The 16,767-nt window shown below is 72.2% G+C and carries 18 protein-coding genes; 10 read left to right on the top strand and 8 right to left on the bottom strand.

Annotation, left to right across the window (positions count from 1 at the left end; all coding sequences use genetic code 11):
- Nucleotides 1-24 precede the first annotated feature (24 nt).
- On the bottom strand, nt 25-705 hold the full coding sequence (locus ACFYZE_RS23050) for a DUF4230 domain-containing protein (protein WP_388997089.1): 681 nt from the start codon (nt 703-705) through the stop codon (nt 25-27).
- A 177-nt stretch (nt 706-882) separates the two neighbouring features.
- On the opposite strand from ACFYZE_RS23050, the gene ACFYZE_RS23045 reads away from it, so the two are divergent.
- The gene (locus tag ACFYZE_RS23045; RefSeq protein WP_388997086.1) at nt 883-3,018 is read left to right on the top strand and encodes a DUF1996 domain-containing protein; all 2,136 of its coding nucleotides are present in this window, start codon (nt 883-885) and stop codon (nt 3,016-3,018) included.
- A gap of 86 nt (nt 3,019-3,104) precedes the next feature.
- Here ACFYZE_RS23045 and ACFYZE_RS23040 read toward each other — a convergent pair whose 3' ends face one another.
- Nucleotides 3,105-3,482: an anti-sigma factor antagonist gene (locus ACFYZE_RS23040; protein WP_388997083.1), complete on the bottom strand. Its 378-nt coding sequence runs from the start codon at nt 3,480-3,482 to the stop codon at nt 3,105-3,107.
- A 152-nt stretch (nt 3,483-3,634) separates the two neighbouring features.
- A complete protein-coding gene (locus ACFYZE_RS23035) occupies nt 3,635-4,063 on the bottom strand; it encodes a MarR family winged helix-turn-helix transcriptional regulator (RefSeq protein ID WP_388997081.1) in 429 nt (142 codons plus the stop codon).
- A gap of 107 nt (nt 4,064-4,170) precedes the next feature.
- Between ACFYZE_RS23035 and ACFYZE_RS23030 the strand changes: the two genes are divergently transcribed.
- Both ACFYZE_RS23030 and ACFYZE_RS23025 read left to right on the top strand, forming a co-directional pair.
- The gene (locus ACFYZE_RS23030) at nt 4,171-5,628 is read left to right on the top strand and encodes an aldehyde dehydrogenase family protein (RefSeq protein ID WP_388997078.1); all 1,458 of its coding nucleotides are present in this window, start codon (nt 4,171-4,173) and stop codon (nt 5,626-5,628) included.
- Between the two features lie 25 nt (nt 5,629-5,653).
- A complete protein-coding gene (locus ACFYZE_RS23025; protein WP_388997075.1) occupies nt 5,654-6,760 on the top strand; it encodes an NAD(P)-dependent alcohol dehydrogenase in 1,107 nt (368 codons plus the stop codon).
- Nucleotides 6,761-6,904: 144 nt separating this feature from the next.
- Here the strand turns inward: ACFYZE_RS23025 and ACFYZE_RS23020 are convergent, their stop codons facing one another.
- Nucleotides 6,905-7,042, bottom strand: a complete 138-nt coding sequence (locus ACFYZE_RS23020) for a hypothetical protein (protein WP_388997073.1) — start codon at nt 7,040-7,042, stop codon at nt 6,905-6,907.
- Between the two features lie 86 nt (nt 7,043-7,128).
- On the opposite strand from ACFYZE_RS23020, the gene ACFYZE_RS23015 reads away from it, so the two are divergent.
- Nucleotides 7,129-7,326 carry a hypothetical protein gene (locus ACFYZE_RS23015; protein WP_388997070.1) on the top strand — a complete coding sequence of 66 codons (198 nt, stop codon included), beginning with the start codon at nt 7,129-7,131 and terminating at the stop codon, nt 7,324-7,326.
- Nucleotides 7,327-7,399: 73 nt separating this feature from the next.
- Entirely contained in the window at nt 7,400-7,792 is a 393-nt protein-coding gene (locus ACFYZE_RS23010) for a VOC family protein (protein WP_388997067.1), read from the top strand.
- 306 nt (nt 7,793-8,098) lie between these two features.
- Here ACFYZE_RS23010 and ACFYZE_RS23005 read toward each other — a convergent pair whose 3' ends face one another.
- Both ACFYZE_RS23005 and ACFYZE_RS23000 read right to left on the bottom strand, forming a co-directional pair.
- Nucleotides 8,099-8,404 (bottom strand): DUF4235 domain-containing protein, encoded by a 306-nt coding sequence (locus ACFYZE_RS23005; RefSeq protein ID WP_388997064.1) that lies wholly within the window; start codon nt 8,402-8,404, stop codon nt 8,099-8,101.
- A 49-nt stretch (nt 8,405-8,453) separates the two neighbouring features.
- A complete protein-coding gene (locus ACFYZE_RS23000) occupies nt 8,454-9,479 on the bottom strand; it encodes a glutathione S-transferase family protein (protein WP_388997061.1) in 1,026 nt (341 codons plus the stop codon).
- A gap of 230 nt (nt 9,480-9,709) precedes the next feature.
- Between ACFYZE_RS23000 and ACFYZE_RS22995 the strand changes: the two genes are divergently transcribed.
- Both ACFYZE_RS22995 and ACFYZE_RS22990 read left to right on the top strand, forming a co-directional pair.
- On the top strand, nt 9,710-10,654 hold the full coding sequence (locus ACFYZE_RS22995; protein WP_388997058.1) for a cation diffusion facilitator family transporter: 945 nt from the start codon (nt 9,710-9,712) through the stop codon (nt 10,652-10,654).
- 128 nt (nt 10,655-10,782) lie between these two features.
- On the top strand, nt 10,783-13,119 hold the full coding sequence (locus tag ACFYZE_RS22990; RefSeq protein WP_388997055.1) for a SpoIIE family protein phosphatase: 2,337 nt from the start codon (nt 10,783-10,785) through the stop codon (nt 13,117-13,119).
- A gap of 68 nt (nt 13,120-13,187) precedes the next feature.
- On the opposite strand, the gene ACFYZE_RS22985 is transcribed toward ACFYZE_RS22990, so the two are convergent.
- Nucleotides 13,188-13,634: a nitroreductase family deazaflavin-dependent oxidoreductase gene (locus ACFYZE_RS22985; RefSeq protein WP_388997052.1), complete on the bottom strand. Its 447-nt coding sequence runs from the start codon at nt 13,632-13,634 to the stop codon at nt 13,188-13,190.
- 116 nt (nt 13,635-13,750) lie between these two features.
- Entirely contained in the window at nt 13,751-14,383 is a 633-nt protein-coding gene (locus tag ACFYZE_RS22980; protein ID WP_388997049.1) for a LysE family transporter, read from the bottom strand.
- A 260-nt stretch (nt 14,384-14,643) separates the two neighbouring features.
- On the opposite strand from ACFYZE_RS22980, the gene ACFYZE_RS22975 reads away from it, so the two are divergent.
- From ACFYZE_RS22975 to ACFYZE_RS22965, 3 genes are all read left to right on the top strand, one after another.
- The gene (locus ACFYZE_RS22975; RefSeq protein ID WP_388997046.1) at nt 14,644-15,852 is read left to right on the top strand and encodes a cytochrome P450; all 1,209 of its coding nucleotides are present in this window, start codon (nt 14,644-14,646) and stop codon (nt 15,850-15,852) included.
- A gap of 21 nt (nt 15,853-15,873) precedes the next feature.
- Nucleotides 15,874-16,074 (top strand): ferredoxin, encoded by a 201-nt coding sequence (locus ACFYZE_RS22970; RefSeq protein ID WP_388997278.1) that lies wholly within the window; start codon nt 15,874-15,876, stop codon nt 16,072-16,074.
- Between the two features lie 153 nt (nt 16,075-16,227).
- Entirely contained in the window at nt 16,228-16,761 is a 534-nt protein-coding gene (locus ACFYZE_RS22965; protein ID WP_388997043.1) for a flavoprotein, read from the top strand.
- Nucleotides 16,762-16,767 lie beyond the last annotated feature (6 nt).

The raw sequence follows: 16,767 nt of genomic DNA, 5'->3' as shown, positions 1-16,767 counted from the left end.
GAGCCCCGGACAGAGGGTGGGGGCTCAGGTGCCGTAGGAGACCTTCACCTCCTTGAACCCGAGGGACTTGAGCAGTCCGTCGAGCATGCCGGCGGTGTTCGTCTCGGCGCGGCCGGTCAGTTCGCTCTCCTTCGCGGCCTCGGCGATGTGCTGGACGGCCAGTTTCTGCACGGCCTGCTCACTGCCGGGGTTGTCCGAGAAGAAGTCGCCGATGCGGTCGAGCAGACCGCGCTGTTTGGAGACGGCGTACGAGCGGTCGGGGTCGAGCGCGGGTTTGCCCAGGGCGGCGTGAGGGAGCCGGATGGAGGCGGACGTGCGGTCGCCGTTGACCTTGACGTCCTGCTCGCCGACCTTGCCGAGGTCGACGTAGGCGTCGACGGTGCCCGCGCCGACGTACAGGGTGCGGGTGCCGCGGATCGCCGACGGCAGGAACCTGGAGTCCTTCTCCAGGTCCACGACCACCTGGAAGTTCCCCGAGGCGGCCTGGTAACGGCTCATGTCCTGGATGGACTTCAGCAGTGCGGGTCCGGACCGGTCGTGCGTGTCCGTGCCGAACAGGTCGCGCAGCCCCGGGAACACGCTCAGCCGCAGCCCGGCGAAGAACACCGCGAGCAGGGCGACGAGCGCGACGACGGCCTTGCCCCAGCCGGGCATCCGCCGCCTCGCGGCCACCGATGAGGGTGCCTGCTTCGTGGACGTCGTCATTTCGACAGTCCTCCCTTCTGACAAGCGGTTGCCCGCCAGATGCCTTGGTCGAACGCGGGGTTGCGCGGCTGGGGAGGCGAACGGCGCGGCCATGAGGTCGCTGTGAATTTCCGGTGCGGTTGAACACAGCCGGGTTTAGCCACGTACCGGGAGGGGGCTTACCATGCCGAGCCGGCCATGACGTGTAGGAGCACTGCCTTGAGACGCAATTCGCGTAGACGTCCGACGGGCGCACGACGCGCGACCTTTGCAGCGGTCGCGCTGATATTGGGCGGAGGGGGGCTGGTGGCGGCGAACGTCTACGCCTCGGCGACCGAGGGCGGCTGGGGCGGCTCGGAACAGGGCGGCGGCGACCGGGTCCTTGCCGCCGGAACCGTCACCATCGACTGCCCGGACGTCGGCCAGAAGCTGACCGACGTGCCGGGCGCGGCGAAGCCGCAGGTCGACGCGGAACTCGCGACCCTGGACCAGCAGATCACCGAGGCCTACGACCGGTTGGGGGCGACGCGCCAGGCGCAGGCGGACGACACCGACTACGTCCAGAACTCCATCCTCGGCCCGCTCAAGGACCAGCGCGCCGCGGTGATCGACCGGATCAGGACCGACTACCAGCGGGCGGGCGGCACCGCCCCCGGCGCGATCGACGGCATGGCCGCGTGCACGGGGGTACCGGCCGACCGGGCGCAGCCCTCGGCCGGCGGCCAGAGTGAGAACGGCGGACAGCAGAGCAACGACGGCAACGCCCAGAACAGCGGCGGGCAGCAGAGCGGCAACGGTCAGAACGACGGCGGCCGGCAGGGCAACGGCGGTCAGACGGGCACGGGCGGGCCCGTCGCCTCCGACTTCGTGGACATCCGGACCGTGCAGCCGAACGTGGTCAAGCCCGTTCAGCAGGCCGGTGGCTCCACCGGTTCGTTCGAGACCAAGTGCGGTGTCAACGAGAACAAGAACCACAACACCGACAACGTGATCGTTGCGCCCGGCGTGAAGAACGGCGCGCACCACCTTCACGACTACGTCGGCAACCAGTCGAACGACGCCTTCGCCACCAACGACACCTTCGCAGCGGCGCAGACCAGCTGCCAGAACCAGCAGGACAAGTCGTCGTACTACTGGCCGGTGCTCCGTGTGCAGGACGGCACGCAGGACTTCGACCAGAACGCCGACGGCGGCGGCAAGGAAGGCAACGTCGGCCGGATCCTGGTGGCCCGGCAGGCCGAGATCAGGTTCGCCGGCAGTCCGACGAGCAAGGTCGTGGCCATGCCCCGGTTCCTGCGGATCATCACCGGTGACGCCAAGGCCTTCACCAACGGCCCCAAGAACGCCAACGCGCACTGGAGCTGCACCGGCTTCGAGGACAAGGTGCAGCTGACGGACAAGTACCCGATCTGCCCGCAGGGCAGCGAGGTGGTGCGGTCGTTCGCGTTCCAGAGCTGCTGGGACGGCCAGAACATCGACAGCGCCAACCACCGTACCCATGTGGCCTTCGCCGACGGGAGCGGCACCTGCCCGAACGGCTTCAAGGCGATCCCGCAGCTGACGATGCGTCTGGTGTACGACGTGCCGCAGCCGGTCGTCGAGAACGGCCGGGTGAGGAACGCCTACGCGGTGGACGGCTTCCCCGAGCAGCTGCACAAGCCGATCACCGACCACGACGACTTCATCAACGTCATGACCGACGAGCTGATGAACCAGGTGGTCGACTGCGTCAACACGGGCAAGCGGTGCGGTGGCGACGCCGGCGACCAGCCGCAGAACACGCCGTCACCGTCCGCCGACGCCCCCTCCGGCGGCGGCAACGCCGGGTCGGGCTCGACCACCGCACCCGGCGGCGGGACGGCATCCACCCCGGCCGCCACACCCGGTGACGGCGCCGGAAACGGCCCCGGCACCCCCGGCCCGCAACCGGCGCAGCCCTCGACGACCGCGCCGGGCTCCACGGCACCGGCCGCAGGCGCGGGTGGCACCGGCGGCGGTGCGACGCCCGGGGTTCCCGCGTCCCCGTCGGTGGCCGGCGGTGGCGCGGTCGCCGAGCCGCGCAGCGCCTCGGAAGGGCACCCCACCGGCGCGGCCACGCGTCCCGCGGAGACCTCGCCCGCCATCGGTGAGGCGACCTCCGCCGCTCCGTCCGCCCTCTCCTCCACGGACCCGGCCGCTGCGCCCTCCACCACCGCGCCGGGGATCGCGCCTCAGTCGGTCTCGGGTGGCGGGCTGGCCGAGACCGGTGCGCACCTGTGGCCGGCCGCGGCCGGAGCGGTCCTGGTGATCGCGGGTCTGGTGGTGCTGCGCAGGAGCGCACGCAGGTCCTTCTGACGCGCTTTCGCGCCGCCTGGAAGAGCGGCGGGACCTGCCCGGATCGGACAGGTCCCGCCGCTCTCCGTTTCCGCGTCCCGAACGGGCTACAAGGATCCGGCGGACTCCGACTCGCCCAGCACCTCCTCGAGCGACGCCGCGGGCGGCAGCACGGCAGCCAGCCCGGTCAGGCGCAGGATCCGCAGGGTCAGCGGATGGGTGCACACCAGATGCAGTGTGCCGCCCTGCGCGAGCACGCGGCGCCGGGCCCGGTACAGCAGGCGCAGCCCGGAGCAGTCGAAGAACTCGACCGGACGCAGGTCGATGACGATGCGCGGGGCACGCCGGATCGTCGCGGAGTCCAGGAACGGGATGATCTCCACCGCGGCGAGGATGTCGATCTCACCGTGGAACTCCAGCACCGTGTGACCGCGGTCCCGGTGGATGCGCAGATGCCGGGTCAGCGGTGCGGGATCCTGCCCCACGTCGACATCGCCTCCCCCGCCAACTCCTCGCACCAGCCTGCAACTTACCCTCGGTAGAGTGAATTTGAGCATGTTCGATTGACATATGTCTTCGAATTGAGGGTGAGTCGCCGGTGAAGGTCGCGGCGGAGCCTCGTTCGGCCGCGGCAGAGCTACGACAACGCGTGCCAGGCCTTCGCCAGTGCCTGACGGAACTGGTCGGCCTGGTGCGACGTGAGGTCGCGGACCATCCGCTCCTCCAGCTCCCGCACCGGAGGGGCGACCCTCGCCAGCAGCTCGCGTCCGGTGTCGGTCAGCAGGATCAGCAGTTCCCGGCGGTTGCGCGGGTTGCGCTCCCGCCGCACCAGGCCCCGGCTCTCCAGTGACCGTACGAGATCGGCCATGGACTGCGCGGTGACGAACGAGTCCCGGGCCAGCTGTGCCGCCGACAGCCCGTCGTGGCGCTCCAGGACGGTGAGGGCCGTGTACTGCAGGGCCGTGATCCCCTCGGGCCTGACCAGCTCGTCCAGGTGCGAGCGCACCACGAGTTCCACCTGCTTGACCATGTAGAGCAACGACGGGCGTGTCTGTGTACCGACCATGCGTGCACCCTAGACCATTGACAGGAAACCTGTCCGTAATCAGACTGCGGACCAACAGGAATCCTGTTGATTGAACTTTCGGCGATCACTACGCTGGGGAGTGGGCCATGACCACCACCTTCGACACCGAGCCCGGGCAGCTGTTCATCGGCGGCCAGTGGCGCGAGGCCGCGGACGGCGCCCGCATGGATGTCATCGACCCGTCCACCGGCCAGGTGATCACGACCGTCGCCGAGGCGGCCGCCTCCGACGTCGACGCCGCCGTACGCGCCGCCCGGGAGGCCTTCGACTCCGGGCCGTGGCCCCGGATGAGCGGCCGTGAGCGCGGACGCGTGCTGCACCGCGTCGCGGAGCTGATCCGCGCCAACGCCGAAGAGATCGCCGCCCTGGAGAGCCTGGACGTCGGCAAGCCGATCTCGCTGTGCGGCGCCGTGGACGTCACGAACGCGGCCAACGACTACGAGTACTACGCCTGCCTCGCGCAGAGCCAGGACGGCGCTACCCGCGACACCCCCCTGGGCGCCTTCGCCTACACCCGGCGCGAGCCGCTCGGCGTGGTCGCGGCCATCACGCCCTTCAACTTCCCGCTGATCCTCTCCGGTTCCAAGCTCGCTCCCGCCCTCGCGGCCGGCAACACCGTGGTGCACAAGCCCGCCGAGGAGACCCCGCTCAGCGCCCTGTACATGGCCCACCTGCTGGCGGAGGCCGGTGTCCCCGATGGCGTGGTCAACGTCGTCACCGGCACGGGCCCGGTGGCGGGCGAGGCGCTGCTGCGCAACCCCGGCGTCGACAAGGTCGCCTTCACCGGTTCCACCGCGGTCGGCCGGCACGTGGCGAGCGTGGCGGGCGAAGGGCTCAAGACCGTGATGATGGAGCTGGGCGGCAACGCCGCGCACGTCGTCTTCGAGGACGCCGACCTCGAGAAGGCGGTCGGCGCGATCATCAAGGGCTTCGTCTTCAACACCGGCCAGTTCTGCATGGCCGGACCCCGGCTCCTGGTCGCCCGGCCGGTGCACGACACCGTGGTCGGCATCCTCGCGGAGGCGGTCGCCGGGGTGCCCGTCGGCGACCCGAGCGATCCGGGCACCGTCGTCGGGCCGATGGCGGGGGAGAAGCACCTGAAGAAGGTCGAGGAGTACGTCGAACTGGCCCGCAAGGAGGGCGCCCGGGTCGTCGTCGGCGGTGAACGGCTCGACCTGGGCGGCGGCTACTACTACAAGCCCACCGTGATCACCGGCCTGTCCAACGACTCCCGAGTCGTCCAGGAGGAGATCTTCGGCCCCGTCCTCACCGTACAGCCCTTCGACTCCGAGGACGAGGCGGTGACACTCGCCAACTCCACGCCGTACGGCCTGGCTTCGGGCGTGCAGACCACCAACCTGGCCCGCGCCCACCGCGTCGCCGGGCGGCTGCAGGCCGGCATCGTCTGGATCAACGACTGGGCCATGCTCGACCCCGCGCTGCCCTTCGGCGGCGTCAAGGACTCCGGCTTCGGCCGCGAGTACGGGCCCGAGGCCCTCGCCGCGTACACCAAGGTCAAGTCCGTCCTCGTCTCGCTCGACTGAGCGCCCGCGTAAAGGAGTTCACCGCATGACCACCACCACACGCGCCGCCGTGGTCGAGTCCGCGGGAGCGCCCTTCACGCTCTCCGAGGTGGAACTCGACGACCCGGGCCCGGGCGAGGCCCTGGTTCGCATGGTCGCCACCGGCCTGTGCCACACCGACCTCGGCGTGGCGAGCGGAGGTCTGCCGTTCCCGCTGCCCGGCGTCCTCGGCCACGAGGGGGCCGGAATCGTCGAGGTCGTCGGACCGGATGTGACGGGCGTCGAGCCCGGTGACCACGTGGTGCTGTCCTTCACATCGTGCGGCGGCTGCCGCAACTGCCGCGACGGGCACCCGGCGTACTGCGCCACCTGGTTGCCGCTGAACCTGATCGGCGGTCGCCGCGCCGACGGCACCAGCACCGTCAGCCGCGACGGCACCCCCCTGGGCGGCCACTTCTTCGGCCAGTCCTCCTTCGCCGAACGAGCCCTGGTGGACGAGCGCAGCCTGGTCAAGGTCGACCCGGAGGTGCCGCTCGCCTCCATCGCCCCGCTCGGCTGCGGAGTGCAGACCGGGGTCGGCGCCGTGTGGAACGTGCTCAGGCCCCGCGCCGGCAGCACGCTCGTCGTCCTGGGCGCCGGAGCGGTGGGCCTGTCGGCGGTGATGGCGGCCGCCCTCACCCCCGCCGCCAGGATCATCGCCGTCGACCGGGTCGCCGAACGCCTCGCCCTGGCCGCGGAGTTGGGCGCCACGCACACCGTCGACGCGGCCGAGGCCGACCTCGCCGATGCGCTCGCGCTGCTGACCGACGGCCAGGGAGCCGACGGTGTCGTCGAGACCACCGGCAGCGTGGCCGTGCTGCGCCAGGGCGCCGACGCGCTGGCCGCCCGCGGCACCCTGGTCGTCGTCGGCGCCCCGCCCTTCGGCACCGAAGTCGCCCTGGACGTCAACGGCTTGCTGCCCGGCAGGCAGATCGTGGGCATCACCCTGGGGGACAGCGAGACCCAGACCTTCATCCCGGCCCTCGTCCAGCTGGTCAAGGAGGGGCGGCTCCCGCTGGACCGCCTGATCGGCACCTATCCGTTCGCGGAGATCGACCAGGCGGTGCGGGACATGAGCGCGGGCAAGACGATCAAGCCCGTGCTCACCTTCTGAGCGAGCGCCGTCAGCCCACGAGCAGCTCCAGCGCGCTCGTGGTCCGGCCGGTGCCGCGAGCGGGCGCGCCTCGGCGGCACCGGCCGGCGGGAACGTCCACGGCGGACGTTCCCGCCGGCCGCCGACACGTGAAGCCCCGGGTCCTCAGGCGTCCGGCGCCGCGTACACGCGCGCCCCCCCGACATAGGTGAGCGCCACCCGTGTCTCGCCGATCGCCCCGGGCGGCCCGGCGTACGGGTCGCGGTCGGGTTCCCGGACCGCGAGGCCGTGCGGATCTACCACGCGTTCGTCGACCAGGCCCTGGCCTCGCCGCCCTCGACGCGGCGAACGCGTCCCTTCCGCGCACGGCCCGCGAGGCGGAGACGGAGGTGTGGCGCACCACGTACGCCCTGCTGCCCGCCGAGACGCATCCGAACATCGCGGCGACGGCCCGCCATCTCGTCGCCGACACGGGGCACGGCTCCTATCCGGTGGCGCTCGGCCTGTTGCTGTCCGCGGCGGCGGCGCGGCTGGCGGAGGTCGGGGGCCCACCGGCGCCGGGCGGTGAGCGGGTCGTGACGGACTGAAAACGGGGGCGGCGGATACCCGGGGAGCGTATGCGGGCGGGCACAGCGCCCTCCCGCGCCCGAAGGAGGAAGCATGCCCACGGTACTGGCGGGCGTCGTGGTCCTGGACTGCGCCGAGCCCGAGAAACTCGCCGCGTTCTACAAGGAACTGCTCGGCGCGGAGGAGACCGACGCCACCGCGAACCGGGTGGAGATCCGCAGCGCCGACGGGTTCCGGATGGCGTTCCGCCGCGACGTCAACGCCACCCCGCCCAGCTGGCCCCGGCCCGAGAACTCCCTCCAGGTCCACCTCGACTTCCTGGCACAGGACATCGACGAGACCGAGCGCAGGGTGGTCTCCCTGGGCGGGCGCCCGCTGGAGGCCAAGGAGGCGCCGGGCCCCTTCGAGGAACGCGGCTACGCGGACCCCGCCGGCCACTCCTTCACCGTGCGGCGCACGAGGGCCACGGCGCCGAAACAGGGGTGAGTCGACGACTTCCGCGAGCCCGCGAGGCAGGGCCGACCTCACCGGGCGTGCGACGCACAGGACCGGCGCGGGGGCCGGAGAGAGGAAGCGGTCCCGGTCCCGGCGCTCGGGGGCGGTGCTTCGGTCCGGGGCGCTCGGGCCGGGTGCGGTGTTCGGTACTGGCCGCCGGGGGCGGGGGCGGGAATGGTGCTCGGTCCCGGCGACCGGGGACGGGAAGCGCTGCCCCGGCCCCGGCCCCGGAAACCGGGCGTGCCCCGTTTGGTCCCGGCGCCGGAGCGAGGCGCGTCTGGGCCCGTGCGTGGAGGCTCAGTCCCGGCCGCCCTTGTCGCCGCCCGGCCACACGCCCGTCGACCGTTCGATCGCCTTCGCCCCCGTGCGGTCCGCCAGGCTGCGCGCGACCGCGAACAGGGCGCCCTGGAGCGCCGCGGCGAGCAGCACCTCGCCCCAGCCGCGGTCCCGGTCGAGCGCGTCGGGCGCGTCGTCCTCGTGACGTATCGCCTTCCACGTCGCCCGGAAGGCGTATCCCGCCAGGGCCCCGCTCGCCCAGCCGAGGGCGAACCCGACAGGCCGGTAGACGAGCGGAAGCTTCGGTTTCCTCTTGTCGTGGGCCACGTTTCCCTCCTTGTGTGTCCCTGCCTTGTGCGTCCGTTCCCAGGCGCCTTCAGGGCCGCCCCTCGGCCGGAACCCGCTCGGCCGCGCGCACCGGCGCCGGCGGCGTCCCGTCACCGAACGGGCGCCCGCCGAGGTCCTCCCGGCCGTGCGGCGTGAGCCAGCCGGCCAGGTCCGGTCCGAGCGGCACGATCCCGGTGGGATTGATGCCCGTGTGCACCTGGTAGTAGTGCCGCTTGATGTGGTCGAAGTCGACCGTGTCGCCGAAGCCGGGCGTCTGGAACAGATCGCGGGCGTACGCCCACAGCACCCGGTCCTCCGCCAGCTTCCAGCGGTTGCACTTGAAGTGACCGTGGTAGACGGCGTCGAAACGGACCAGCGTCGTGAACAGCCGGATGTCGGCCTCGGTGATCGTGTCACCGACCAGGTAGCGCTGTCCGGCCAGGCGCTCGGACAGCCACTCCAGCCGGCCGAACACGTCCGTGCACGCCTCCTCGTACTCCTTCTGCTGGTGGGCGAAACCGGCCCGGTACACCCCGTTGTTGACGTCCTCGTACACGAGGCGCATCACCTCGTCGATCTCGTCGCGCAGCCGCTCCGGGTAGAGGTCGGGCGCGCCGCTGCGGTGCAGGGACGTCCACTCGGTGGCCAGGTCCAGGGTGATCTGCTGGTAGGCGTTCGTGACCAGCCGGCCGCTCGGCACGTCCACGACCGCGGGCACGCTGACCCCGCCGGGGTATCCGGTCTCACGGGCGTCGTAGGCCTCGCTGAGGTAGCGGATGCCGAGGACGGGATCGCGGCCGTCGGGGTCGAGGGTGAACCGCCAGCTGCGGTCGTCCTGGATGGGATCGGCGATGGCCAGCGACAGGGCGTCCTCCAGCCCGAGCAGCCGCCGAGAGATCACGGCTCGGCTCGCCCAGGGGCAGGCCCGGCTGGCCACCAGCCGGTAGCGGCCGGCCTCCACCGGCCAGCCGTCGCGCCCATCAGCGGTGATGCGGTCGGCGAAGTGGCTCCTGGACCGCTTGAACTGCTTCTTCCCGTACGCGCTGTTGCTGTACTCGCTGTTGCCGTCGGTCATGCGGCCCCTCCTCGCATCCGGCGTCCGTCGCACGCCGCTCGGGTTCCCCGATTTGCGTCCCGACACCGTGTGAGAGGCGCGGATGGGGGCAATCGGGCGAGGTGAGCGGGACATCCTCGAACAGGGAACGGGACAGGACGGCAGTCACACGGGCGCCCTCGGACGACGGGCCGCCGCGACCCGAGCCGGAGCGGCGCGACGGATCCTCGGACGGCAGCACGCGTGTCACGGTGCTCGTGGCGCTTGGCGCCAACCTGCTGATCGCCGTGGCCAAGGCCGTCGGGGGACTCCTCGCCGGCTCGCCGGCGCTGCTGTCGGAGGCGGCGCACTCCGTCGCGGACAGCCTGAACGAGATCTTCCTGCTGGCCGCGCTGCGCCGCAGCCGCCGCCCGGCCGACCGGCGCCACCCCTTCGGTTACGGCAAGGAACGGTTCTTCTGGTCGCTCCTCGCGGCCGTCGGCATCTTCGTCATGGGCGGCTGCTTCTCCTTCTTCCAGGGCTTCGAGGCGCTGAAGAGCGGCGCGGAGGAGTCGCACAGCGGCTATGTCGCCGGGCTCGTGGTGCTCGGGGTGGCGCTGGTGTCGGAGGGCGTCTCCCTGGTGCGGGCCCTGCACCAGGTGCGCCGGCAGCACGGCACGTCACTGCGGGCGCTGCGGGACCCGGCGCTGCGGACGGTCCTAGCCGAGGACAGCACGGCGGTGCTGGGCGTGGTCCTCGCGATCGTCGGAATGGCGCTGCACATGGTCACCGGGCAGGTCGTGTGGGAGGCGTCCGCTTCCCTGGCGATCGGCGCGCTGCTCGTGTACGTCGCCTACCGGCTCGGCCGTGACGCCCGCGACCAGCTGATCGGCCAGGCCGCCGATCCCGACCTCAGCCGCCGCATCCAGGAGCTGCTGCAGGCACAGTCGGAGATCGACAGCGTGGAGGCGCTGCAGACCATGCAGCTGGGCCTGGAGTCCATCCTCGTCGCCGCCCGGATCGACCTCGTCCCCGGCCTGGACAGCGAGGAGGTCGAGGACGTCGCGGTGCGCATCAAGCGCTCGCTCACCCGGGAGGTCCCCCAGGCCGACCAGATCTTCCTCGACATCACGGACGCCCCGACCCGCGCGGCGTCCCGGCGGCCGGACACGCACATGAAGAGCCCCGCCGCGACGGGGGAGCACGGCGGGGCCTGAGGCACGGTTGCCCCGCGCGGAACGCGTCATGCAGGTCGGTTCCGACGGGCCGCGCGTGCACCGTACGACCGGGCCCGCCGCGCCGGCGCCCGGTTGAGGCCGCGCACCCCAGGGATCATTCTGAGGATATGGAGCAAGCCGCCGCTGCGGCGATCGTCGATGCCCGGGGCACGCTGACGGGATGGAGCGAGGGTGCCCGGCGGCTGACGGGATACACGGCCGAGGAGGTCGTGGGACGCGCCGCGCAGGAGCTGCTCGCCGAGGACGTGCCGCAGCCGGGGCTGACCGCCCTGACCGGCACCGCCGTCCTGCGCCACCGCGACGGCCACCCCGTCCCGCTGTGCCTGAGCGTGCACCCGGTGACGGGGGCGGACGGCTCCCCGCAGGGATTCGTGGTCACCACCGCGCCCGCCACGGCGGACGCGGTGCTGGTGGCCAGGGCTTTCCAGCAGGCGCCGGTGGCGATGTCCGTCTTCGACCTGGGGCAGCGCTACATCCGTGCCAACGACAGGGCCGGTGAGATCCTGCAGGTCGACGCGGACACGTTGACCGGGCGGTACTTGCTCGACACGGTGGCCGACGACGAGTCCGGCCGGCGCTTCCACCGCCAGCTGCGCCGGGTCGCCGAGACCGGGCTCCCGCTGCACTACGAGAGCTGCACACGCGCCCCGTCGGAGCGCCGGGAGCACGCCTGGACCATCGACATGTGGCCGGTGTGCGGCGCACCCGGCGAGATGACCGCCGTCGCCATCTCGGCCGTGGACAACAGCGAGCAGTACTGGGCGCGCCGGCGCCTGGTCATGCTCAACGAGGCCTCCACCGTCATCGGCACCACGCTGGACGTGCAGCGCACCGCCGGGGAGCTGCTGGAGGTGGTCGTCCCCGGGTTCGCCGACTTCGCCAGTGTGGACCTGCTCGACTGGGTTCTCGGCGCGGAGGAACCACCCGTCGAGGCGGACGGAGACGTCGTCCTGCGCCGCATCGCCCACCGGTCGGTCACCGAGGACACGCCCGAGGCGGCCGTCCGGCTCGGAGACGTCGACACCCACCCTCCCTTCTCGCCGCCCGCGCGGGCCCTGCGCGAAGGCCGCGCCGTGCTGCGCCGGGCCGGCGAGCCCGACTTCGACCGCTGGGTGCAGGACCGCGACGCCCGAGGAGTGGGCGACCCCGCGTACCGCAGGGGCGCCCACTCTTTGGTGGCGGTGCCGCTGCGGGCCCGCGGCACCACCCTGGGCGTCGCGGTGTTCGTGCGTATCGTCAGCCCGGGCCCCTACGCCGCGGACGACGCCGTGCTCGCCGAGGAACTGGCGAGCCGGGCGGCCGTCTGCGTCGACAACGCCCGCCGCTTCGCCCGCGAACGCGCGACCGCGCTAGCCCTCCAGCACAGCCTGCTGCCGCGCGGCCTGCCGGGACAGGCGGCGGTGGAGGTGGCCCACCGCTATCTGCCGTCCGGATCGCTGGCCGGTATCGGCGGTGACTGGTTCGATGTGATCCCGCTGTCCGGCAGCAGGGTCGCCCTCGTCGTCGGTGACGTCGTCGGGCACGGCATCCGCTCCTCGGCCACCATGGGCCGGCTGCGCACGGCCGTGCGGACTCTGGCCGACGTGGACCTGCCGCCCGACGAACTCCTGACCCACCTGGACGACCTGGTCATCCACCTGGCCACGGGTGAGGGCGGTGACGAGGTGGGCGAGCTCGGGGCGACCTGCCTGTACGCGGTCTACGACCCCGTCACCCGCCGCCTGGCCCTGGCCGCCGCGGGACACCCCGCGCCGGCCGTCCTCGCCCCCGACGGCGCCGCCCGGCTCGTCACGATGTCAGCGGGTCCGCCGCTCGGCGTCGGTGGCCTCCCCTTCGAGGCGAGGGAGCTCGACCTGCCGGAGGGGTCGCTGATCGCCCTGTACACGGACGGGCTGATCGGTGAGGGTCGCGAGCGAGACCTGGACCACGGCACCACCGAGCTGTGCCGTGCCTTGGCGACCCCGAGCGGCTCCCTCGACGCGCTGTGCGACGCGGTCCTGAAGTCGGTGCTGTCCGAGGAGCCCGGCGACGACGTGGCGCTGCTGCTGGCACGCACCCGGGCCCTGGGCGCCGACCGGGTGGGCACCTGGGACGTTCCTCCGGACCCCGCGTCCGTGGCCACGGCCCGGCAGTACGCCCTCGACCGGCTCGCCGACTGGGGTCTGGACGAGGCCGGCTTCGTCACGGAACTCGTCGTCAGTGAACTGGTGACCAACGCGATCCGCTACGGCGGGCCTCCCATCCAGCTGCGGCTGATCCGGGACCGCTCACTGATCTGCGAGGTCTCCGACGGCAGTTCGACCTCACCGCATCTGCGTCGCGCGCACGCCTACGACGAGGGTGGCCGCGGCCTGCTTCTGGTCGCCCAGCTCACCCAGCGCTGGGGCAGCCGGCAGACCAGCGAGGGAAAGACGATCTGGGCCGAACAGCCGCTGCCGGACTGACCGGCGGCCCGCACGTCGCCGAGCCGCACGGGCGGGCGGGCGGCCCGTGCGGCTCGGCTAGGGGGGCGTCACTTCCCGGTCGGCTCCAGCACGAAGACGGGGATCGCCCGGTCGGTCTTCTTCTGGTAGTCGGCGTACGGCGGATACGCGGCGACCGCCCGCTCCCACCACGCCGCCTTCTCGTCGCCCGTCACCTCACGGGCCGTCATCTCCTGCCGCTGCGGCCCGTCCTGAAGCTCGACCGTGGGATGCTGCTTCAGGTTGTAGTACCAGACGGGGTGCTTGGGCGCGCCGCCCAGCGAGGCCACGACGGCGTAGCGGCCCTCGTGTTCGACACGCATCACGGGAGTCTTGCGGATCTTGCCGGACTTGGCGCCGAGGGTGGTGAGGATGACCACCGGAAGCCCCGTGTCGAGCAGTGTCGTGCCCTTGGTGCCGCCCGAACTCTCGTACAGCTCGACCTGATCACGCACCCACTGCTCCGGGCTGGGCTCGTACTCGCCCTCAAGAGGCATGGCATCCGTCCCATCGTCGTGTACGACTGCTGTCTCGTCCGTGGTGCCGCGGACCCATGCCTGGGCCGCGGAGCACACGGTTCACGATTCAACACCAGCCGCCGGCGGATTCATCCTCACCACGCGCCGGTCGGCATCCGGACCGCCAGTGCCGTGACGACCGCGCAGGAGACCAGCGCCGTCACCAGTCGGCCGCGCCGGCCGGTCAGTGCCCTGCCGAGCAGCGCACCGCCGCCGGCCAGGAGCAGCTGCCAGCTCGCGGACGCGGCGAACGCCGCGAGCACGAACACACCCTGGTCCAGGAGCCGTACGGTCTCCGTGGTGCGGCTGCCGACCACCAGCGCGGCGAAGTAGACGACGGTGGTCGGGTTGAGCAGCGTGACGCCCAGCAGACCGAGGTACGCCCGTCCGGGGCCCGGCGGCACCGCATCGGCCGTCGCGGCGGTCCCGGACGAGCGGTACCGGTGCACGGCGCGGACGCCGCCGTGCACGGCGAGCGCCGCCAGCACCAGCGCCGCCGCCCAGCGCAGGGGGACCAGCACCGGCTGGAGCGCCGCGGCGAGGGCGCTGCCGCCGGCGGTCGCCACCAGGGCGTAGAGCCCGTCGGCGGTGGCGACACCGAGCGCGGCGCACGCTCCGGTCCGCAGGGACGTACGGGCCGTCAGGGACACCAGGTAGGTCCCGACCGCACCCACGGGCACCGCGATGCCGTAGCCCGCGACCAGGCCGGCGACGAGTGCGGCGGTCATGGCAGGTAAGTCACGGGCCTCCGCGGTCGGCCGCACCGCTGCTGTCGCGCCCCGACCCCGTGAACGGCGGCGGAGGACGGCGGCAAGGAGGCTACGGCGATCGGCATGCGCAGAGCCTGGACGAGCGGCGCCGCACGGGCAAGCGAATTACTTTGGCCATATGCGCGGGGCGGCGCATCTGGCCGAACTTCGAGTGGCCCTGTAGATGCCCGAGGCATCTAATGATGATCGGCAAAGGGAATCTTCGTGCGAGGTCATTCATGACGAAAACCGGTACGACCATGTCAGAACCCGTGGCCTTTCCCCAGGACCGCACCTGCCCCTACCACCCGCCCACCGCCTACGAGCCGCTCCGCTCGGCCCGACCCCTGACCCGGGTCACCCTCTACGACGGCCGCGACGTGTGGGTCGTCACCGGACACGCCACCGCGCGTGCGCTGCTCGCCGATCCGCGCCTGTCCTCCGACCGGACCCGGTCCGCGTTCCCCGCCGTCACCGCACGTTTCGCCGCCGCCCGCAACCGCAGGCTCGCCCTGCTCGGCGTGGACGACCCCGAGCACCGCACCCAGCGCCGCATGCTGGTGCCGAGCTTCACGCTCAAGCGGGCCGCGGCACTGCGCCCGCGCATCCAGGCCATCGTCGACGGGCTCCTGGACGCCATGGAGGCCGCGGGCCCGCCGGTCGAACTGGTGAGCGCCTTCGCGCTGCCGCTGCCGTCGATGGTGATCTGCGCGCTGCTCGGTGTGCCGTACGCCGACCACGACTTCTTCGAGGAGCAGTCGCGCAGGCTGCTGCGCGGTCCGTCCGTGGCCGACACCCAGGACGCCCGCGACCGGCTGAACGCCTACTTCGAGGAGCTGATCGACCGCAAGCGTGGGGAACCGGGGGACGGACTGCTCGACGAACTGATCCAGGAGCAACTGCGGGAGGGCGCCCTCGACCGGGAGGAGCTGGTCTCCCTGGCCACGCTCCTGCTGGTCGCCGGGCACGAGACGACCGCCAACATGATCTCCCTCGGCACCTTCACCCTGCTGCACCACCCCGAACAGCTGGCAGAACTGCGCGCCGACCCGGGTCTGATGTCAGCCGCGGTGGAGGAGTTGCTGCGTTTCCTGTCCATCGCCGACGGGCTGGTGCGGGTGGCCACCGAGGACATCGAGATCGCGGGTACGACGATCCGGGCCGACGAGGGCGTCCTGTTCTCCACGTCCGTCATCAACCGCGACACCGCCGCCTTCCCCGAGCCGGACACACTCGACTGGCACCGCCCTGCCCGTCACCACGTCGCCTTCGGGTTCGGCATCCACCAGTGCCTCGGCCAGAACCTGGCGCGGGCCGAGCTGGAGATCGCTCTGCGCACGCTCTTCGAGAGGCTGCCCGGACTGCGGCTCGCCGCCCCGGCGGAAGAGATTCCCTTCAAACCGGGCGACACGGTCCAGGGGATGCTGGAACTCCCCGTGAGCTGGTAGGAGGCTGCGACCATGACCGACATCTCCATCTCCATCGACCCGGACGTCTGCATCGGCGCCGGCCAGTGCGCCCTGACCGCCCCGGGAGTCTTCACCCAGGACGACGACGGCTTCAGCCAGGTGCTGCCCGGCAAGGAGAACGGCGACGGCGACCCACTGGTGCGGGAGGCGGCGCGCGCCTGCCCGGTGGGCGCCATCACCGTCTCCGAGAAGGGAAGCTGAAGGAGGCCGACCCCCGGCGGGCCCCGGAGGAACCGGCCGAACGGACCGAGCCGGTTGAAGAGACCGAACAGACCGAACCGGTCGGACAGACCGAACCGGTCGGACAGACCGAACAGACCACCTGCCGCCCGCCGTGATCACTAGGGTGCGGGCGTGACCCGACACGACAGCAAACCCTTCCTCTACGTCGTCGTCTGCGCCGCCGGCGTCGCACAGGACGTCCCCGAACTGATCACGGCCGCGCAGGAAGGAGACTGGGAGGTGGGCGTCATCGCCACCCCGCTCGCCCTCCGGTTCTTCGACACGGCCGCCGTCGAGGAGCAGACCGGCCGCCCCATCCGGTCAGCGTGGCGCGCCCCCGGCGACCCCCGGCCGTTCCCGGACCCCGACGCGGTCGTCGTGGCACCCGCCACCTTCAACACGATCAACAAGTGGGCCGCCGGCACAGCCGACACCCTGGCCCTCGGCACCCTGTGCGAGGCGTACGGGCTCGGTGTCCCGATCGCCGTCCTGCCCTGCGTGAGCGAGGCGCTGGCGGCCCACCCCGCCTACCGCGCGAGCCTCGAACGGCTCACCGGCATGGGGGTGCGCTTCGGTGACCCGTACGCCGGGGAGGCGGCCGAGGAAGGCACCCGCCCGCGCTTCCGCTGGGAGCGGGCCCTGGACCTCCTGGGGCCGCACGCCTGACGGGGG

This window comes from Streptomyces sp. NPDC001796 (assembly GCF_042892355.1).
Classification (GTDB): Bacteria; Actinomycetota; Actinomycetes; order Streptomycetales; family Streptomycetaceae; genus Streptomyces.
This window is presented reverse-complemented; position numbering and strand designations above follow the sequence as displayed.